Source organism: Achromobacter sp. JD417 (assembly GCF_041879325.1).
Taxonomy (GTDB): domain Bacteria; phylum Pseudomonadota; class Gammaproteobacteria; order Burkholderiales; family Burkholderiaceae_B; genus Achromobacter; species Achromobacter mucicolens.
The window spans coordinates 5,853,733-5,870,860 of sequence record NZ_CP087159.1; the positions used below are offsets into that span (position 1 = coordinate 5,853,733).

The window sequence follows — 17,128 nt, forward strand, 5'->3', positions numbered from 1 at the left end:
GTCGAGAGTTTAATTCATTAGAGTCTTGATTTCTAATAGTTTTCGGCTAATTCAGGGATTGCGGACATTGCTGCGGCACCGTTTTTGCAGGCGGTTTTCGCCATTTGCGCGGCCGCGCATATCCGTCCACCCCGGTCCTGATGGACGCGCATGGCGCATGCGACACTCTCGAACCCCAGACGCCTTTTCCGCGCCCGTTTCATGCCCCTCACGCAATCGCCCGAAGAACTCGCCGCCTGGCTGCGGCTGTCCCTCGAACCCAACGTCGGTTCCGCGACCGCCTGCCAGCTGCTCGCCGCCCTTGGTCTGCCCGACCAGATCTACGCGCAGCGCGCCACCGCGCTCTCGCGGCACGTGCCGGAAGCGCTGGCGCGGCAATTGGCCGCGCCCATGCCGGCCGACATGGAAAAGCACGTGCAGGCGGCGCTGGAATGGGTGCAGCAGCCCGGCCGCCACGTCCTCACGCTGGCCGATCCCTCCTATCCGCAAAGCCTGCTGACGATCGCCGACCCGCCCATCCTGCTGTACGTCGCCGGGGACCCCGCTTTTCTGCAGGGGCCGTCGCTGGCGGTCGTGGGCGCTCGCAATGCCACGCCCGGCGGCCAGGAAAATGCGCGCGCGTTTGCCCGGCATCTTGCGGGCAACGGCTGGCGCGTCGTCAGCGGCCTGGCGCTAGGCATCGACGCCGCCGCGCATGAAGGGGCGCTGGACGCCGGCCCGCAGGGCGCGGGCACCGTTGCGGTCATGGGAACGGGCATCGACCGCATCTATCCGGCCAGCCATCGCGACCTGGCGCACCGCATCGCCGCGCACGGTGCGCTGGTGTCGGAGCTGCCGCTGGGCACCGGCGCGCGCCCGCAGCATTTTCCCAAGCGCAACCGCATCGTGGCGGGCCTGGCGCGCGGCGTGCTGGTGGTGGAAGCGGCCAAGCAGAGCGGGTCGCTGATCACCGCGCGGCTAGCCGGAGAATGCGGACGCGAAGTCTTTGCCATCCCCGGCTCCATCCATTCGCCGCTGTCGCGCGGCTGCCATGCCTTGATCCGCCAGGGCGCCAAGCTGGTCGAAACCGCCATGGACATCACGGACGAGCTTGGCGGGGGCCCCACGCCGACGCCACCCGCGCGCAGGCAGACACCGGCCCCGGCCCCCGCCCATCCCGTGCTCGACGCCCTGGGTTTCGACCCGCTGCATCTGGACGCCATCCAGGCGCGGTGCGGCCTGCAGACGGCCGACCTGCAGACGCAACTGGTGGAGCTGGAATTGCAGGGCCGCATCGCCCGGCTGGACGATGGCCGCTACCAGCGTTTGCACTAGCACTGCAACGGGGCCGGATGCGATGGCGCTAATATGTTCGGCAGCGCCGCAGCCTTGTAGCGCCGGCCTCCCAATACCGACACAGGAAGAGACATGGCATTGCCCTCCCGCGTGAAGATCGTCGAGGTATCGCCTCGAGACGGTCTGCAGAACGAAAAGGAATTCGTCCCCACCGACATCAAGGTGGAACTGGTCAACCGCCTGAGCGCCGCGGGCTTCCCCAATGTGGAAGCCGCGTCGTTCGTGTCGCCCAAATGGGTGCCGCAGATGGCCGACGGCGCCGACGTGATGGCGCGCATCGAACGCCGGCCCGGCACCATCTATTCGGTGCTGACGCCCAACATGAAGGGTTTTGAAGGGGCGCTGGCCGCCCGCGCGGACGAAATCGTGATCTTCGGCGCAGCCAGCGAGGCCTTTTCCCAAAAGAACATCAACTGCTCCATCGCCGAATCCATCGCGCGTTTCGAGCCCGTCGTGCAGGCCGCGCGCGAAGCCGGCATCCGCGTGCGCGGCAGCATCAGCTGCGCGCTGGGCTGTCCCTATCAGGGCGAAGTTCCCGTCGAGGCCGTGGTGGACGTGGCGCAGCGCTACCTGGCGATGCAGGTCGATGAGATCGACGTGGCCGACACCATCGGCGTGGGCAACCCCAAGCGCGTGCGCGAAGTGATGGCCGCCGTCACGCAGGTCGTGGACCCGGCGCGCGTGTCGGGCCATTTTCACGACACCTATGGCCAGGCGCTTGCCAACATCCTGGCAGCCTTGGAAACCAACATTTCCATCTTCCACACGTCGGTGGCCGGCCTGGGCGGCTGCCCCTACGCAAAGGGCGCCACCGGCAACGTCGCGACGGAAGACGTGCTGTACATGCTGCGCGGCCTGGACATCGACACGGGCGTGGACTTCGACGCCGTGGTCGACATCGGGCAATGGATGTCCGCGCATCTGAACCGCAAGGGCTCCAGCCGCGCCGGCAACGCCATCGCCGCCAAGCGCGCGGCCTGATCCCGCGCCGCACGCCCCCGTCCGCATGACCCGGCCCGCATGACCACCCCGACAGCCACCCGCGCGCCCGAAGACCTCGCGGCGCTGCTCCGCGCCATCGGCCCGTTGCCCCTGGCGGGCCAGGCCTGGCCGGACTGGGTGCGCATCCTGACCTGGGTGTTGCTTGCGGTGCTGGGCGTGCAGGTCGTCACCACCGCCATCCGCGCGCCCTCACAGCCCTTCGACACGCTGCTGGCAGTGGCCGTGGTGCTGTGCTTTGTGGCGCTGTTGTTTGTCTCGTGGCACATGCAGACGTCCATCACCACGATCGACGATCACGGCATCCGCCAGACATGGTTCACGCGGCGCGAAGTGGCCTGGGAAGACGTGCGCTTCGCGCGCTTCGTGCCGATGGTGTTTTCCAAGCGGCTCGTCGTCTTCACGCACCGCGGAAAGCCGGTGATTTTTCAAGGCGGCACGCGGGAACTGCGCGCGGCGTTTGTGAAGATCGGAGAGTTATACAAGAGCGCCTGATTCCGTCCAAAATCAGCCGGTGTCAGACGCACAAGGTGTCTGACACGCAGGGGCTTTGAGACACGCGGGTTCAACGGATGGGCAACGCGTACATCAATCCGCCCTGCGTCCACTGCGCATTCAAGCCGCGCTTGATCTTGAGCGGGCTGCCCTCGCCCACGTTGCGCTCGAAGCTCTCGCCGTAGTTGCCTACCTGCTTGACGATGTTGTAGGCCCACTTCTCGTCCAGCCCCAGATTCGCGCCGCTACCGGGCGTCACGCCCAGGATGCGCTTGATGTTGGGATTGGCGCTCTTGGCCTGTTCGTCCACGTTCTTGGACGTGACACCGTATTCCTCGGCTTCGATCATGGCCGACAGCGACCAGCGCACGATGTTCAGCCACGCGTCGTCACCCTGCCGCACGAACGGGCCCAGCGGTTCCTTGGAGATGATCTCGGGCAGCACGACGTAGTCGTCGGGATTCTGCAGCTTGGAGATGCGGATCGAGGCCAGGCCCGAGGCGTCGGTCGAGAACACGTCGCAGCGGCCCGAGGCAAACGCGTTGACGACCTCGTTGAAGGTCTCGATGACGACGGGCTTGTAGGTCACATTGTTGGCGCGCGCCCAGTCGGCCAGGGTGTTCTCGTTGGACGTGCCGGTCTGCAGGCAGACCGTGGCGCCGTTGATTTCCTTGGCGCTTTTCACGCCCAGCGATTTGGGCACCAGGAAGCCCTGGCCGTCGTAGAAGTTGATGCCGGCATGGATGATGCCCAGCGCCGTGTCGCGTTGCTGCGTCACCGTGGTGTTGCGCGTCAGCACATCGACTTCGCCGGACTGCAGCGCGGTGAAGCGCTGCTGCGAATTGAGCGGCACCACCTTGATCTTGTTCGCATCGCCGAACACCGCGGCGGCGATCGCGCGGCACAGGTCCACATCCAGGCCCTGCCATTTGCCTTGCGCGTCGGGCGCGGAAAAGCCCGCAAAGCCCGTGGTCGTGCCGCATGCGACGGCGCCGCGCTGTTTCACGACGTCCAGTGTTGCGGCCTGCGCGCCCTGCGCGGCTGCCATCAGAAGCGCCGCGCCCACCAACCCTTTTGCAATGTTCATGACGAGAATTCCTTTCTGCTACCGGGCGCGAAAGCGCGCCAAGGCAAGCAGCTTATAGACATGAAGCGCCCCCGCCAAATAACGGACGCTTATTTAGGTATGCCGCCGGCGCGTGCCGGCGGACCTGCGCAGAAAGGATAGCAACGCGGGGTGGGCGTGACGCTGCGCGCCGTCAAGCCGCCAGCGAAATCGACACCGGCTCGTTGGCCTGGCACGCGTCGAGCGCGCGGCCCAGGCGGACCATGCCCTGTGCGATCTGGGTTTCATTCATGGTGGCGAACGACATGCGCATGGCGAACAGATCCGCCTGCGCCGCGTCGGCGTAGAACGCCTTGCCGGGCACGTAGACGACTTCGTGCTCGATGGCGTAGGGCAACAGGCGCGTCGCATCCACCTCGCCGGTCAGGCGCGCCCAGAAGAACATGCCGCCTTCGGGCTTGCTGAACGTGATGCGGCCATCCAGTTCGCGCGCCAGCGCGTCCGCCATGGCGGTGCAGCGCAAGCCGTAGGCGGCGCGGATGCGCGGCACGTGTTCGTCATAGCGGCCGTTGGCCAGATACTGGGCGACGACCTCCTGGATCCAGGCCGAGGACGCCATGTCGTCGGCGGCCTTCGCGGCGACGCAGCGGCGGCGGATTTCGGGCGGCGCGACCAGCCAGCCGATGCGCAGCGCGGGCGCCATGGTCTTGGACATGCTGGCCAGGTAAACCGCCCAATGGCGGGCCTCGCCCTCGGCCAGCGCCGCGATGGGCGGCACGGCCTGCCCGGCAAAGCGCAGTTCGCTGTAAGGGTCGTCTTCGACGATCAGGAAACGGTGCTTGACCGCCAGCTCCAGCAGCCGCAGGCGGCGCGCGCGCGAAATGGTGGCGCCGCAGGGGTTCGAAAACGAGGCAACGACGCAGACCATCTTGGGCTTGACGCGCGCGGCCAATTCGTCCAGCGCATCCACGTCGATGCCATCCGGGCCCGAAGGCACGGTGTGGACCGTCGCTCCCGTGTAGCGCAAGGCCTGCACGGAGTTCGGGAAGGCCGGCGATTCGATGATGGCGTGGTCGCCGGGCTGCAGCATCACGCGGGTCAGGAGCGCCAGCGCCTGCTGCGAGCCGCCTGTCACGACCAGTTCCGTGTCGGCATTGCAATGCAGGCCACGCGCCGCAGACAGGCGCGCCAGCTCATGCCGCAGGCTGGCCTGGCCGTCGATGTTGGAATACTGCAGGCAGGCGCCCAGCCGGGCCATGACCTGCGTGGACGCGATCGACAAGCCGTCGACGTCGAACAATTCCTGCGCCGGATATCCGCCAGCCAGCGAAATGGTGCCCGGACGCATGGCGTAGGGCATGAGCGATCGGATGGGCGAGGCGGGAGGGTTCAGGAATGGCGTGGCAAAGACGTATTCGGGCGCTGCACTGGACATGGCGGAAGGGCTGAGTAGGAGGGGGATCGTGTCGCCCGAATGGGCGGCGCCGGACGGCATAGAACTTTGAAATATAAACAAATCTCCGCAAATTCTAAGCCTGCCTCTCTGACAGGGTCAACGCCAGCCTTGCCGGGCTGAGCGCCCGCGCGCCGACAAGCGCCAAAACACGTCCTACACTATGGGACATCCTGTTTTCCCAGAGAGCTGCATGACCGCCGACGACACCATGGCCGGGCGCCTCGCCCGGATCCAGCAACGCATCCGAGAGGCCTGCGAACGGGCGGGCCGTCCTCCTGGCAGCGTGACCCTGCTGCCCGTCAGCAAAACCTTTGGCGAGGACGCCATCCGCGAAGCGATGGCGCTGGGCCTGACCCGCTTTGGCGAGAACAAGACCCAGGAGATCCGCCAGAAGGCCGAGGCGCTGGCAGGTTTGGGGCTGCAATGGGTGCTGATCGGGCACCTGCAGACCAACAAGGCCAAGGACGCCGCGCGCGATGCGTCGGAAGTCCAATCCCTGGACCGCCTGGAACTGGCCGATGCCCTGCACCGCCGCCTGCAGACTGCGGGCCGCACCCTGGACGTGCTGGTGCAGGTCAAGACCTCGTCGGAACCCAGCAAGTACGGGATGGCGCTCGAAGAGGTCGGCCCGTTCCTGCGCCGCATCGCCGCCGACTATCCCACGCTGCGCGTGCAGGGGCTGATGACATTGGCGGTCAACTCGCCCAACCCCGACGAGGTCCGTGCCTGCTTTCGCGCGCTGCGCGAGCTGCGCGATGGACTGGCAAAAGAGAACATTCCCGGCGTTTCGCTGGACCGTTTGTCGATGGGCATGAGCGGCGACTTCGAACTGGCCATCGAGGAGGGCTCGACCGAGGTCCGCATCGGCTCGGCCATCTTCGGCGCGCGAAGTTATCCGGATCCGCAATAAGGCGGAGATGCGGGAGTTTGAGGGGGCCCAATGCACGGGCCCCTTTTTGCGCAGGCGCAAGGCATAATAGCCACGCAAAAAATATGCGGCGTAAGTTGACGTCGATCAACGACGCAAGCGCCGCGCTCACGATACCCCGCACGAGGAGACACTTCATGCACAAGCACGCAAAGCGCCTGCTGGCGCTTGCCGCCCTGTCGCTGGCCGCCACCGCGGCATCCGCCCAGTCCTGGCCCACGCAACCGGTCCGCTGGATCGTTCCCTACCCCGCCGGCGGCGGCACCGACGTGGTGGCCCGCACCGTGGCCAGCAGCCTGGAAAAGACGCTGGGCCAGACCATCGTGGTCGAGAACCGTCCGGGCGCCGGCACCATCATCGGCGCCACGGCCATCGCCCAGGCCGAACCCAACGGCTACCTGGTAGGCACGGCGGACTCCGGCACGCTGGCCTTCAACTCGTCGCTCTACGCCAAGCTGTCCTACGACCCCGCCAAGTTCACCTACATCGGCGGCATCGCCAAGTTCCCGCTGCTGCTGGCCGTGAACGTCAACTCGCCGTACAAGACGGTCGAAGACGTGCTCGCCGCCGCCAAGAAGGAACCGGGCAAGCTGACCTCTGCATCCGCCGGCGCGGGCTCACCGCATCACCTGGCGCTGGAACTCTTCAAGCAACGCACGGGCGTCAACGTGCTGCACGTTCCGTACAAGGGCGCGGCGCCCGCGATCCAGGACCTGCTGGGCGGCCAGGTCGACATGATGTTCATCGACCTGGGATCGGGCCTGCCCAACGTCAAGGCCGGCAAGCTGCGCGTGCTGGCCGCCGCCACGCCCGAGCGCGTGACGGTGCTGCCGGACGTCCCGACGATGGCCGAACAGGGCGTGGCCAATTTCACGGCCTACGCCTGGCAAGGCCTGGTCGGCCCGGCCGGCCTGCCGGAAGCCGTCGTCAAGAAGCTGTCGACCGACCTGGACGCCACGCTCAAGTCGCCCGCGGTCTCGCAGAAGATGCTGGACATGGGCGTCATCCCCATGCCGATGTCCGCGCAGGACTTCAAGACGTATGCCGATCAGGAGCGCAGCGCCTGGGCCGACGTCATCAAGAAGGCGAACATCAAGCTGGAGTGATCGCTCCGGCGTCATCCGGCAAGGCAAAAAGCCGCGGTCGACTGACCGCGGCTTTTTCCATGGGCGTGCTCGGTACGGTGTCAGACACCCGGCTGAGACAGTCGCCGGCTTGCCGTGGCGACGCATCGGGTGTCTGACACCTGTGGGCCGCGCCAAATGGCGTCCCGACGCCCGAATCACCCCGCCACAACAGGAATCTGCCGCGGCTGCGCCTCACGCACGCGCGGAATGCGCAGCGTCAGAAGGCCCTGCTTCAGGCTCGCACTGATCTGCGCGCGGTCGAACTCCTGTCCCAGCCGGAACGCCCGGCGAAAGAGCGGCGCGCGCATTTCACCCAGCACCAGCCGCAGGTCGCTCGGCGTCTCGACCGAGGCCTCGCCCTCGATCTGCAGCACGTCGGCCTCGACGTTGATGCGCAGCCTTTCCTTGGACACGCCCGGCAGGTCCGCAAGCAGCGTGATGCCTTCCTTGTCCTCGTAGATGTCCACGGCCGGCACGGTCACCCCGCGTCCGTCGCGCTTTTCGGAGACGGCCGCTTCGGCGGGCACGGTCAGGTCTTTGCGTTCATTCATGATCGTTACTCCTATGCGGATGCGTTGGCGGGTCACTGCACGGTCACGGTGCGCGGCTTGGCCGATTCCTTACGCTTGATCGAAATGGCCAGGCAGCCGTCCGTGTAACGCGCCTGCACATTGTCCGGATCGGCGTCGGCGGGCAGCTCGATGACGCGCGTGTAACGGCCCTGCGTACGCTCGCGCGCGTAGTAGCGGGCGCCTTCGGGCAGGTCCTGCGGCTTGCGCTCGCCGCTGATGGTCAACAGGCTTTTTTCGATCGACACGTTCAAGCCTTCCGGATCCACGCCGGGAATGAACGCAACGACTTCGATCGAATCGCCGGACACCCCGACGTTGACGGGCGGAAAGTACCCCTGGGGCGTGGCGCGCAAGGCGGCAGGCACCCCAGCGCCGCGCAGCACGCGGCCCATGTGTTCCTGAATGGCGTCGAAGGCCGACGCGAAGCCGCTGTCGTTGAACGGAAAGTTGCTCATGAAGGTCTCCTCGGATCAAAAAAGGGACCGATGCAGACGCGCCACAATCGCCACCACCGCGACCGCACGTCTGATCGCTTCAGTGCCAAGTATGGGAGCGGTTTTTGGAGTTTCAAGGGGGAAAAAAGGGTTGGTGCCACCGCCTTCATTGCCCGGTTTCCCGCATTTCGCAGCGCAAAAAAAAAACCGCGGCCATCGCTGGCCGCGGTTCTCGATTGCGCAGGGCGTGGATTACACCAGGACCCGTTCGATCCCGCCCGCATTGGCGCGGCGCACGTAGTCTTCCATCCAGCCTTCGCCAAGAATGTGGCGCGCCATCTCGACCACGATGTAGTCGGCTTCCATGCCGGTGTCGCCTTCGTAGCGCGACAGGCCCTGCAGGCAAGACGGGCACGAGGTCAGGACCTTCACGTCGCCCGAGAAGCCGTCGCTGCGGATCGCGGCATCGCCCTTCTGCAGCTCTTCCTGCTTGCGAAAGCGCACCTGCGTGGAGATATCGGGACGGCTGACCGCCAGCGTGCCCGACTCGCCGCAGCAGCGGTCGCTCTTGATCGCGCCATCGCCCACCAGCGCGCGCACGGTCTTCATGGGCTCCTGCAGCTTCATCGGCGTGTGGCAGGGGTCGTGGTACATGTAGCGCACGCCCTTGGCCCCTTCCAGCTTGATGCCCTTTTCCAGCAGGTATTCGTGGATGTCGATCAGCCGGCAGCCCGGGAAGATCTTCTCGAATTCATAGCCGGCAAGCTGGTCGTAACAGGTGCCGCAGCTGACCACCACGGTCTTGATGTCCAGGTAGTTCAGCGTGTTGGCGACGCGGTGGAACAGCACCCGGTTATCGGTGATGATCTGCTCGGCCTTGTCGGTCATGCCGTTGCCCCGCTGGGGATAGCCGCAGCACAGGTAGCCGGGCGGCAGCACGGTCTGCACGCCGGCGTGCCACAGCATCGCCTGCGTGGCCAGGCCCACCTGCGAGAACAGGCGCTCGGAACCGCAGCCCGGGAAGTAGAACACCGCTTCCGTGTCGGCCGTGGTGGCCTTGGGGTCGCGGATGATCGGCACGTAGTTCGCGTCTTCGATGTCGAGCAATTTGCGCGCGGCCTGCTTGGGCAGCCCGCCCGGCATCTTCTTGTTCACGAAGTGCACTACCTGCTCGCGCAGCGGGGGCTTGCCCACCGTGGCCGGCGGCTTGGCCGTCTGCTTTTTGACCAGGCCCGAGAACAGGTCGTGCGCGGCGCGCTGCACCTTGTAGCCCACGCCAACCATCGCCTTGCGGGTGGCGTTGATGGTGGCCGGATCCTTGGCGTTCAAGAAGAACATGGCGCTGGCCGTGCCCGGGTTGAACGACTTGCGGCCCATGCGGCGCAGCACGGCGCGCATGTTCATCGACACGTCGCCGAAGTCGATATCTACCGGACAGGGGTTGTAGCACTTGTGGCAGACGGTGCAGTGGTCGGCAACGTCTTCGAACTCTTCCCAGTGCTTCAGGCTGACGCCGCGGCGGGTCTGCTCTTCGTACAGGAAGGCTTCGACCAGCAGCGACGTGGCCAGGATCTTGTTGCGGGGCGAGTACAGCAGGTTCGCGCGCGGCACGTGCGTGGCGCACACCGGCTTGCACTTGCCGCAGCGCAGGCAGTCCTTGATCGATTCCGAGATGGCGCCGATGTCGCTCTGCTGCATGATCAGCGACTCGTGGCCCATCAGGTTGAAGCTGGGCGTCCAGGCGTGGCGCAGGTCCGCGCCGGGCATGAGCTTGCCGGCGTTGAAGTGGCCATTCGGGTCGACGCGGCGCTTGTAGTCCTGGAACGGGGCCAGCTCGGCCTCGGTCAGGAACTCGTACTTGGTCAGGCCGATGCCGTGTTCGCCGGAGATCACGCCGTCCAGGTCGCGGGCGATCTGCATGATGCGCTCGACGGCCGCGTGGGCCTCGCGCAGCATTTCGTAGTCGTCCGAGTTGACCGGGATGTTGGTGTGCACGTTGCCGTCGCCGGCGTGCATGTGCAGCGCGACGAACACGCGGCTCTTGAGCACCCGGGCGTGAATGGCGACGAGTTCTTCGACAATCTTCTTGTAGGCCGCGCCCGAGAACGCGCGCTGCAGGCCCGCCAGCACCTCGGTCTTCCAGGAAACGCGGATGGTGCGGTCCTGCACCACGTCAAAGACGCGTGCGCCGGGCTGTGCCGCCAGGCGCTGGGTCAAGTTGGCGTGGAGTTCGCCAAGACCCAGTCCGTCCAGTTGCGGCAGCGCCTCGCCCAGCGGCAGGTCCAGGTTGTCCAGCAGCCACTGCCAGCGCTGGCGCGTGGCGGCGATCAGCTCGATGGCCTGGCGCGTGCGCTCGGCCAGCGCTTCGGCGCGGGTGATTTCGATGTCGGCATCGTCGATCTTGCCCACCGGCAGCGGCGTGCACAGATAGGCGTCAAGTTCCCCCAGCAGCTTGAGCTTGTTGCTCGTGGAGAGCTCGATGTTGATGCGTTCGATGTGGTCCGTGTATTCGCCCATGCGGGGCAGCGGGATCACGACGTCTTCGTTGATCTTGAAGGCGTTGGTGTGACGGGCGATCGCGGCGGTGCGCGAACGGTCCAGCCAGAATTTCTTGCGCGCCTCGGGGCTGACGGCCACAAAGCCTTCGCCGTGGCGCGTGTTGGCCAGCCGCACGACCTCGCTGGCGGCCGCGGCCACCGCGTCGTCGTCATCGCCGACGATGTCGCCGATCAGGACCATCTTGGGCAGCACGCCGCGCTTGCTCTTGGTGGCGTAGCCCACCGCGCGCAGATAGCGTTCGTCCAGGTGCTCCAGGCCGGCCAGGATGGCGCCGCGCGCCTTGCCTTCGCCGTCCAGGTAACCCTTGACCTCGACGATGGACGGGATGGCGTCGCGCGCCTGCCCGAAAAATTCCATGCAGACGGTGCGCGTGTGGCGCGGCATGCGGTGCAGCACCCAGCGCGCCGACGTGATGAGACCGTCGCAGCCTTCTTTCTGAATGCCGGGCAGGCCCGCCAGGAACTTGTCCGTGACGTCCTTGCCCAGGCCTTCCTTGCGGAACACACGGCCCTGGATTTCCAGCGTCTCGGTCTTGAGCAGGCGTTCGCCGGGCTTGCCCTTGCCGTCGAACCACTTGAGCTCGAAGCGGGCCACTTCCACGTCATGGATCTTGCCCATGTTGTGGTCCAGGCGCGTCACTTCCAGCCAGTTGCCGTCCGGATCGACCATGCGCCACCAGGCCAGGTTGTCCAGCGCGGTGCCCCACAGCACGGCCTTCTTGCCGCCGGCGTTCATGGCGATGTTGCCGCCCACGCACGAGGCCTCGGCGGACGTCGGGTCCACGGCGAACACAAAGCCGGCCGCCTCGGCCGCTTCGGACACGCGCTTGGTGACCACGCCGGCGCCGGCGTGGATGACCGCGACGGGCTCGGTGAGGCCGGGCAGGATACAGGACTCGACCTTGCCCAGCTTGTCGAATTTCTCGGTGTTGATGACCGCCGACTTCCAGGTCAGCGGAATGGCGCCGCCGGTGTACCCGGTTCCGCCGCCGCGCGGCACGATGGTCAGGCCCAGTTCGATACAGGCGGTGACCAGCGCGGCGATCTCGTCCTCGGTGTCGGGCGTGAGCACGACGAAGGGGTATTCCACGCGCCAGTCGGTCGCATCGGTAACGTGCGACACGCGCGACAGGCCGTCGAACTTGATGTTGTCGCGCGCCGTGATGCGGCCCAGCACCTTCTGGGCCTGCTTGCGCATCATGGCGGTCTGGTCGAACTCGCCTTCGAAGGCGGCAATGGCCGAACGCGCCCGGGCCAGCAGCCCGACCACCTTCTCGTCGCGATGCGGATCGTGGCCGGCTTCGGCGGGCGCGCCCGGTTCGCGGCGCTTGTCGATTTCGCCCAGGCGGTGATGCAAGGCCTCGATGAGCTGCTTGCGGCGCTTGGGATTGTCGAGCAGGTCATCCTGCAGGTAAGGGTTGCGGCGCACGACCCAGATATCGCCCAACACTTCGTAGAGCATCCGGGCGGAACGGCCCGTGCGGCGCTCGCCGCGCAGATCGCTCAGCAGGCTCCAGGCATCTTCGCCCAGCAACCGGCCCACGATTTCGCGGTCGGAAAACGACGTGTAGTTGTAGGGGATTTCGCGCAATCGCGCGGGTGCGGCGGGCGGCATCGCCCCGTTCAAGATGTGGCTGGCGAGTGGGGCGTTCATGGCGGCAAGAGGGGGCCCTTAAAAAAGTATTTTATGCCATTGTCCCGACCTGGCCCCGAATAACCCGGGCAAGCCGTGCAAAAGCGCATCGGGGACGACGCGTTTCGTCCCCGTTTAAGTGTGGCGTCAGCGCTAGATTTTGCCCGGGAAGAACCAGAGCAGGCCGGCAGTCATGAACAGATAGCGCATGAATTTGCCGATGGCCATGTAGAAGACGCAGGGCCAGAAGGACAGGCGCAACCAGCCCGCGACGGCGCACAGGGGGTCACCCACTGCGGGCAACCAGGACAAGAGCAGCGCCGGCGGCCCTATCCGATGCAGCCAATCGTGGGCGCGCTCGTTCCAGCGTCCGCGCATCCGGCCGCCTTCGGTGGCCTTGGGATGCGGATGGGGGTGCTTTTCCTTCCAGCGCTCGACCGCTTTCTCGGCGCCCAGCCCCATCGCGTAGCTGATGGCGCCGCCCACGGTGTTGCCGGCCGTCGCCACCAGGACGGCGGGCCAGAACATGTCCGGCGATAGCTTGATATAGCCGAACACCGCCGGCTCGGAGCCCAGCGGCAGCAGGGTCGCCGACACGAGCGAGACGGTGAAGATGGCCGGCAGGCCCACCGAGGGCAGCGCCAGCACCCCCAAGAGCCAATGAACTGCGGATAAGAGACTTTCTTCCATGGTTGCGGCAGTGTAGCCGCGGGAAACCGGGAAGGCGACAGGCATTCCCTGCAATAATCCTGGCCAGTCCCCACTCTTGCCCTATCGCGCGGTCCATGTCCACTGATTATCTGAAACGCATCCTGACTTCCAAGGTTTACGACGTTGCGGTCGAATCCCCGCTCGAGGCAGCGCCCCTGCTGTCGCAGCGGATGTCGAACACGATGTTGCTCAAGCGCGAGGATACCCAGGCGGTGTTCAGCTTCAAGCTGCGCGGCGCCTACAACAAGATGGCGAACCTGAGTCCGGCGGCCCGCAACCGCGGCGTCATCGCGGCCTCGGCCGGCAACCACGCGCAGGGCGTCGCGCTGGCGGCCAGCCGCCTGGGCTGCCGCGCCGTGATCGTCATGCCCACGACCAGCCCGCAGGTCAAGATCGATGCCGTGCGCCGCCTGGGCGGCGAGGTCGTGCTGGCCGGCGAGAGCTTTTCGGATGCCTACGCGCACGCGCAGGTGCTGGAAAAGAAAGAGAAGCTGACCTTCGTCCATCCCTTCGACGATCCCGACGTGATCGCCGGCCAGGGCACCGTCGGCATGGAAATCCTGCGCCAGCACCCCAGCCACATCGATGCGATCTTCGTGGCCATCGGCGGCGGCGGCCTCATTGCCGGGGTCGCGGCGTACATCAAGCAGCTGCGCCCCGAGATCAAGATCATCGGCGTACAGACCGAAGACTCCGACGCCATGCTGCGCAGCGTGCGCGCGGGCCGGCGCGTCCAGCTGAACGACGTCGGCCTGTTCTCGGACGGCACGGCGGTCAAGATGGTGGGCGCCGAGACCTTCAAGCTGGCGCGCAAGTACGTGGACGATTACGTGGTGGTCAACACCGATGCGATCTGCGCGGCCATCAAGGACGTCTTTCAGGACACGCGCAGCGTGCTGGAGCCGGCCGGCGCGATGGCGGTGGCAGGCGCCAAGCAGTATGCGGCCGAGCACAACCTGAAGAACAAGACGCTCGTCGCCATTGCATGCGGCGCGAACATGAACTTCGACCGGCTGCGCTTCGTGGCCGAACGCGCCGAGGTCGGCGAAATGCGCGAGGCCGTCTTCGCGGTCACCATGCCCGAGCAGCGCGGGAGCTTCCGCCGCTTCTGCGAACTGGTGGGCGAACGCAGCGTCACCGAATTCAACTACCGCATCTCGGACGCGGATCGCGCCCACGTGTTCGTCGGCATCCAGGTCTCGTCCGCCGCGGAACCCGACAAGATCGCCGCGAACTTCCGCCGGCATGGATTCGACACGCTGGATCTGACTCACGACGAAATGGCCAAGACCCACCTGCGCCACATGGTGGGCGGCCGCTCGGCGCTGGCGCGAAACGAATTGCTGTACCGCTTTGAATTTCCCGAGCGTCCGGGCGCGCTGATGCGCTTTCTGAACGCGATGAATCCCGACTGGAACATCAGCCTGTTCCACTACCGCAACCAGGGCGCCGACTATGGCCGCATCCTGATCGGCATCCAGGTGCCGCCCGCGGACAAGAAGCTGTTCCGCAATTTCGTGGCGGAATTGGGTTATCCCCACTGGAACGAGACCGACAACCCGGCCTACAAGCTCTTCCTGTAGTTCCGGCGCTGCAAGCGAGAGGGCCTCCTTGCGGAGGCCCTTCCCTTCTGGGCGCAAGTCACGCCCGGCCGGATCCAATGTAGGGGGGGGTCGCTGTCACTCGGCGGTCCACGGAGAATGGACCGCGCATTCAGCAAGGTCCGGCCGGACGCGCTGTTGCTTAGAAACGGTGACGCAGGCCGACGGCAACCGCCGTATCGGTGGCATCGTGCTGGAACGCGTAGTTGTCGCCATAAGAGGCGTACGCGTACAGGTTCGTGCGCTTGGTGAACTCGTAGGTGTAGCCAAGGCTGTACACGTTGAACGTTGCGTCGTCGCCCGTCAGCTTGTCATTGCTGGCGGTGGCGCGCTGCCACGAGCCGAACACGGCGTGGCGGCCCAGCGGCACGGTGGCGCCGACCATGTACGAGTTGGCGCGAAAGCCGTCGGCCAGCTTGAACGAACCCAGCTTGTTCATGCCGTCGGGCGTGGTGCCCATGTTCTGGCCGATGAACCAGCCGTCGCGGGTCTGGCCAAAGGCGGCGGCCAGCTTCACGACTTCAAAGTCGTACGAACCGCCGACGATGTATTCCTGAATGCGCGCCGCATCCTTGCCGCCGACGCGGTCGTTGGACGGGTTGAAGCGATCGTAGGCGGCGGCCAGGTTCAGCGGGCCGTTGACGTACTGCACGCCAGCGGTGATCACACGGTTGTTGTTGCCCGTGGCAAAGCCCTTCTGCGTCGAATCGGTGACGGTGTCGTCCGCACTGAACGCATAACCCAGGCCGACCTTCAGGCCGCCCAGGCTGGGGGTTTGATACAGGACCATGTTGTCCAGGCGCATCGTGTTGGCGCTGCCGAACGTGGTGCCCATGTTGGCGTTGTTGTAGCTGATCGAGAACGGGTCGATCGAGCCGAAGTACTTCGAGGCAAGGTTGGTCTGACGGCCGAATTCCAGACGGCCCCACGAATCGCTGTCCAGGCCAACGGTGGCCTGACGGCCGAACAGGCGGTTGCTCTGCAGCGAGTTGCCGTTCAGGGGACCGAAGCCGCCTTCCAGCGTGAACACCGCGCGCAGGCCGTCGCCCAGGTCTTCCGTGCCGCGCAGGCCGAAGCGCGAACCGCTGCTCACGCCCTGCACCGCGCCGATGCGGCTCTGCGAGTCGCCCTTGAACTTCACTTTTTCGTAGCCAAGGCCAGCGTCGATCAAACCGTACAGCGTCACGGAATCGGCGGCCTGCGCGGCGCCGGCAAAGCCGGTCAGCAACGCGACGGCCAAAAACGTCTTCTTCATTTGAAACCCCAAAATGGCGAGATGAAAGGCGCACTGCTTGGCGCCGCAAGACCGCGGAACCTCGCATGCCGCTGCGTCCAATCGCGCGGCTGATGCACTGGGGGTAGTGTCCGGCTTGTAGCAGTTCGTAGTAACCCGGATTTCGACGAACTACTTTCCATGGTTGGGATAATGACGTGCCCCTGAAGGCGCACGGCGTCTCTTGGCGCCTGCTAACACCTTGATCTCAAATATGAATCATTGCTCGCATCGCGCTTTCACATCACCGGATCGGCCATGCGGCGCGCATCCTGGCCGGCAACAGATGTAGCGGGAGCGGAACAGTTTTTGCAGCGTAAATGCCACACGGATTCAGCCGCCGCACAAAAAGCAGGACGCAAAAAAACCCCTCGGCGTCACAAGGGGTTCTTTCGGTGACCTTCCGGGTGGCTGGATCGCCGGTCTTGAATCAGCGGCCCTTGGGCGGGTAATCCAGTTCGCCGAACGTGTATTCGCCGCGCGCCTTGGCATCGGCCAGTTCCTGGCGAACTTCCGCACGGGTCTTGCCGGCGGTCTGCGAAACGGCCTTGGGCGGATAGTCGAGTTCAGCGCTCGTCACCTGGCCTGCGGCCTTGGCGCTTTGCAGTTCCTGCTGAACTTGATCGCGCGACAGGCTGGTGGTTTGGGCGGCAGCGGGCGGATAGTCCAGTTCGCCGAACGTGACGGTGCCCGCGGCCTTGGCGGCCTGCAGTTCCTGCTGGACTTGTTCACGCGTCTTGCCATCGGCGTGAGCGGCGGACATGCCAACCAGAGTGGCGGTAACCATGAGTGCGGTTGCTAGGGCTTTCATTGCGATGACTCCATCCTAAACGTTGCACATCGTCTCGCGCCAGGCTGGCGGGCTCGATATGACAATTTGATTGCTGGGACGAAGTATCTGGCGATTGGCGCTTAGTAAAAACCCTTAATTTGGGGAACA

At 65.6% G+C, this 17,128-nt stretch carries 14 protein-coding genes; 6 read left to right on the forward strand and 8 right to left on the reverse strand.

All coding sequences use genetic code 11. The annotated features are described in order from the left end of the window. Positions 1-201 precede the first annotated feature (201 nt). From dprA to LN047_RS26895, 3 genes are all read left to right on the forward strand, one after another. Positions 202-1,314: a DNA-processing protein DprA gene (dprA, locus tag LN047_RS26885; RefSeq protein WP_373980716.1), complete on the forward strand. Its 1,113-nt coding sequence runs from the start codon at positions 202-204 to the stop codon at positions 1,312-1,314. A 93-nt stretch (positions 1,315-1,407) separates the two neighbouring features. Beyond that, on the forward strand, positions 1,408-2,316 hold the full coding sequence (locus tag LN047_RS26890) for a hydroxymethylglutaryl-CoA lyase (protein ID WP_056319662.1): 909 nt from the start codon (positions 1,408-1,410) through the stop codon (positions 2,314-2,316). A 39-nt stretch (positions 2,317-2,355) separates the two neighbouring features. Beyond that, positions 2,356-2,829 carry a hypothetical protein gene (locus LN047_RS26895; protein ID WP_056319659.1) on the forward strand — a complete coding sequence of 158 codons (474 nt, stop codon included), beginning with the start codon at positions 2,356-2,358 and terminating at the stop codon, positions 2,827-2,829. Positions 2,830-2,899: 70 nt separating this feature from the next. Here the strand turns inward: LN047_RS26895 and LN047_RS26900 are convergent, their stop codons facing one another. Both LN047_RS26900 and LN047_RS26905 read right to left on the reverse strand, forming a co-directional pair. Continuing rightward, positions 2,900-3,916 (reverse strand): amino acid ABC transporter substrate-binding protein, encoded by a 1,017-nt coding sequence (locus LN047_RS26900; protein WP_056319656.1) that lies wholly within the window; start codon positions 3,914-3,916, stop codon positions 2,900-2,902. A gap of 172 nt (positions 3,917-4,088) precedes the next feature. Next, on the reverse strand, positions 4,089-5,330 hold the full coding sequence (locus LN047_RS26905; RefSeq protein WP_062839050.1) for a PLP-dependent aminotransferase family protein: 1,242 nt from the start codon (positions 5,328-5,330) through the stop codon (positions 4,089-4,091). Between the two features lie 211 nt (positions 5,331-5,541). Between LN047_RS26905 and LN047_RS26910 the strand changes: the two genes are divergently transcribed. Next, positions 5,542-6,261 (forward strand): YggS family pyridoxal phosphate-dependent enzyme, encoded by a 720-nt coding sequence (locus LN047_RS26910; RefSeq protein ID WP_373980717.1) that lies wholly within the window; start codon positions 5,542-5,544, stop codon positions 6,259-6,261. A 155-nt stretch (positions 6,262-6,416) separates the two neighbouring features. Beyond that, positions 6,417-7,385, forward strand: coding sequence for a tripartite tricarboxylate transporter substrate binding protein (locus tag LN047_RS26915; protein WP_056319648.1), 969 nt, complete (start codon positions 6,417-6,419; stop codon positions 7,383-7,385). A gap of 176 nt (positions 7,386-7,561) precedes the next feature. Here the strand turns inward: LN047_RS26915 and LN047_RS26920 are convergent, their stop codons facing one another. The 4 genes from LN047_RS26920 to LN047_RS26935 all read right to left on the reverse strand — a co-directional run bounded on the left by LN047_RS26920 (position 7,562) and on the right by LN047_RS26935 (position 13,293). Next, entirely contained in the window at positions 7,562-7,957 is a 396-nt protein-coding gene (locus LN047_RS26920; RefSeq protein ID WP_056319645.1) for an Hsp20/alpha crystallin family protein, read from the reverse strand. A gap of 32 nt (positions 7,958-7,989) precedes the next feature. Further along, on the reverse strand, positions 7,990-8,433 hold the full coding sequence (locus LN047_RS26925) for an Hsp20/alpha crystallin family protein (RefSeq protein WP_062838950.1): 444 nt from the start codon (positions 8,431-8,433) through the stop codon (positions 7,990-7,992). A gap of 231 nt (positions 8,434-8,664) precedes the next feature. Continuing rightward, complete coding sequence (locus LN047_RS26930; RefSeq protein WP_373980718.1) at positions 8,665-12,624, reverse strand: DUF3683 domain-containing protein; 3,960 nt, start codon at positions 12,622-12,624, stop codon at positions 8,665-8,667. Positions 12,625-12,756: 132 nt separating this feature from the next. Continuing rightward, a complete protein-coding gene (locus tag LN047_RS26935; RefSeq protein WP_373980719.1) occupies positions 12,757-13,293 on the reverse strand; it encodes a YqaA family protein in 537 nt (178 codons plus the stop codon). Between the two features lie 95 nt (positions 13,294-13,388). Here LN047_RS26935 and ilvA point away from each other — a divergent pair, with 95 nt between their 5' ends. Beyond that, a complete protein-coding gene (ilvA, locus tag LN047_RS26940) occupies positions 13,389-14,897 on the forward strand; it encodes a threonine ammonia-lyase, biosynthetic (RefSeq protein ID WP_373980720.1) in 1,509 nt (502 codons plus the stop codon). Positions 14,898-15,057: 160 nt separating this feature from the next. On the opposite strand, the gene LN047_RS26945 is transcribed toward ilvA, so the two are convergent. Together LN047_RS26945 and LN047_RS26950 are read right to left on the reverse strand one after the other, a co-directional pair. Continuing rightward, positions 15,058-16,170: a porin gene (locus tag LN047_RS26945; protein WP_062838947.1), complete on the reverse strand. Its 1,113-nt coding sequence runs from the start codon at positions 16,168-16,170 to the stop codon at positions 15,058-15,060. Between the two features lie 448 nt (positions 16,171-16,618). Beyond that, positions 16,619-16,999 (reverse strand): DUF4148 domain-containing protein, encoded by a 381-nt coding sequence (locus tag LN047_RS26950; protein ID WP_373980721.1) that lies wholly within the window; start codon positions 16,997-16,999, stop codon positions 16,619-16,621. Positions 17,000-17,128 lie beyond the last annotated feature (129 nt).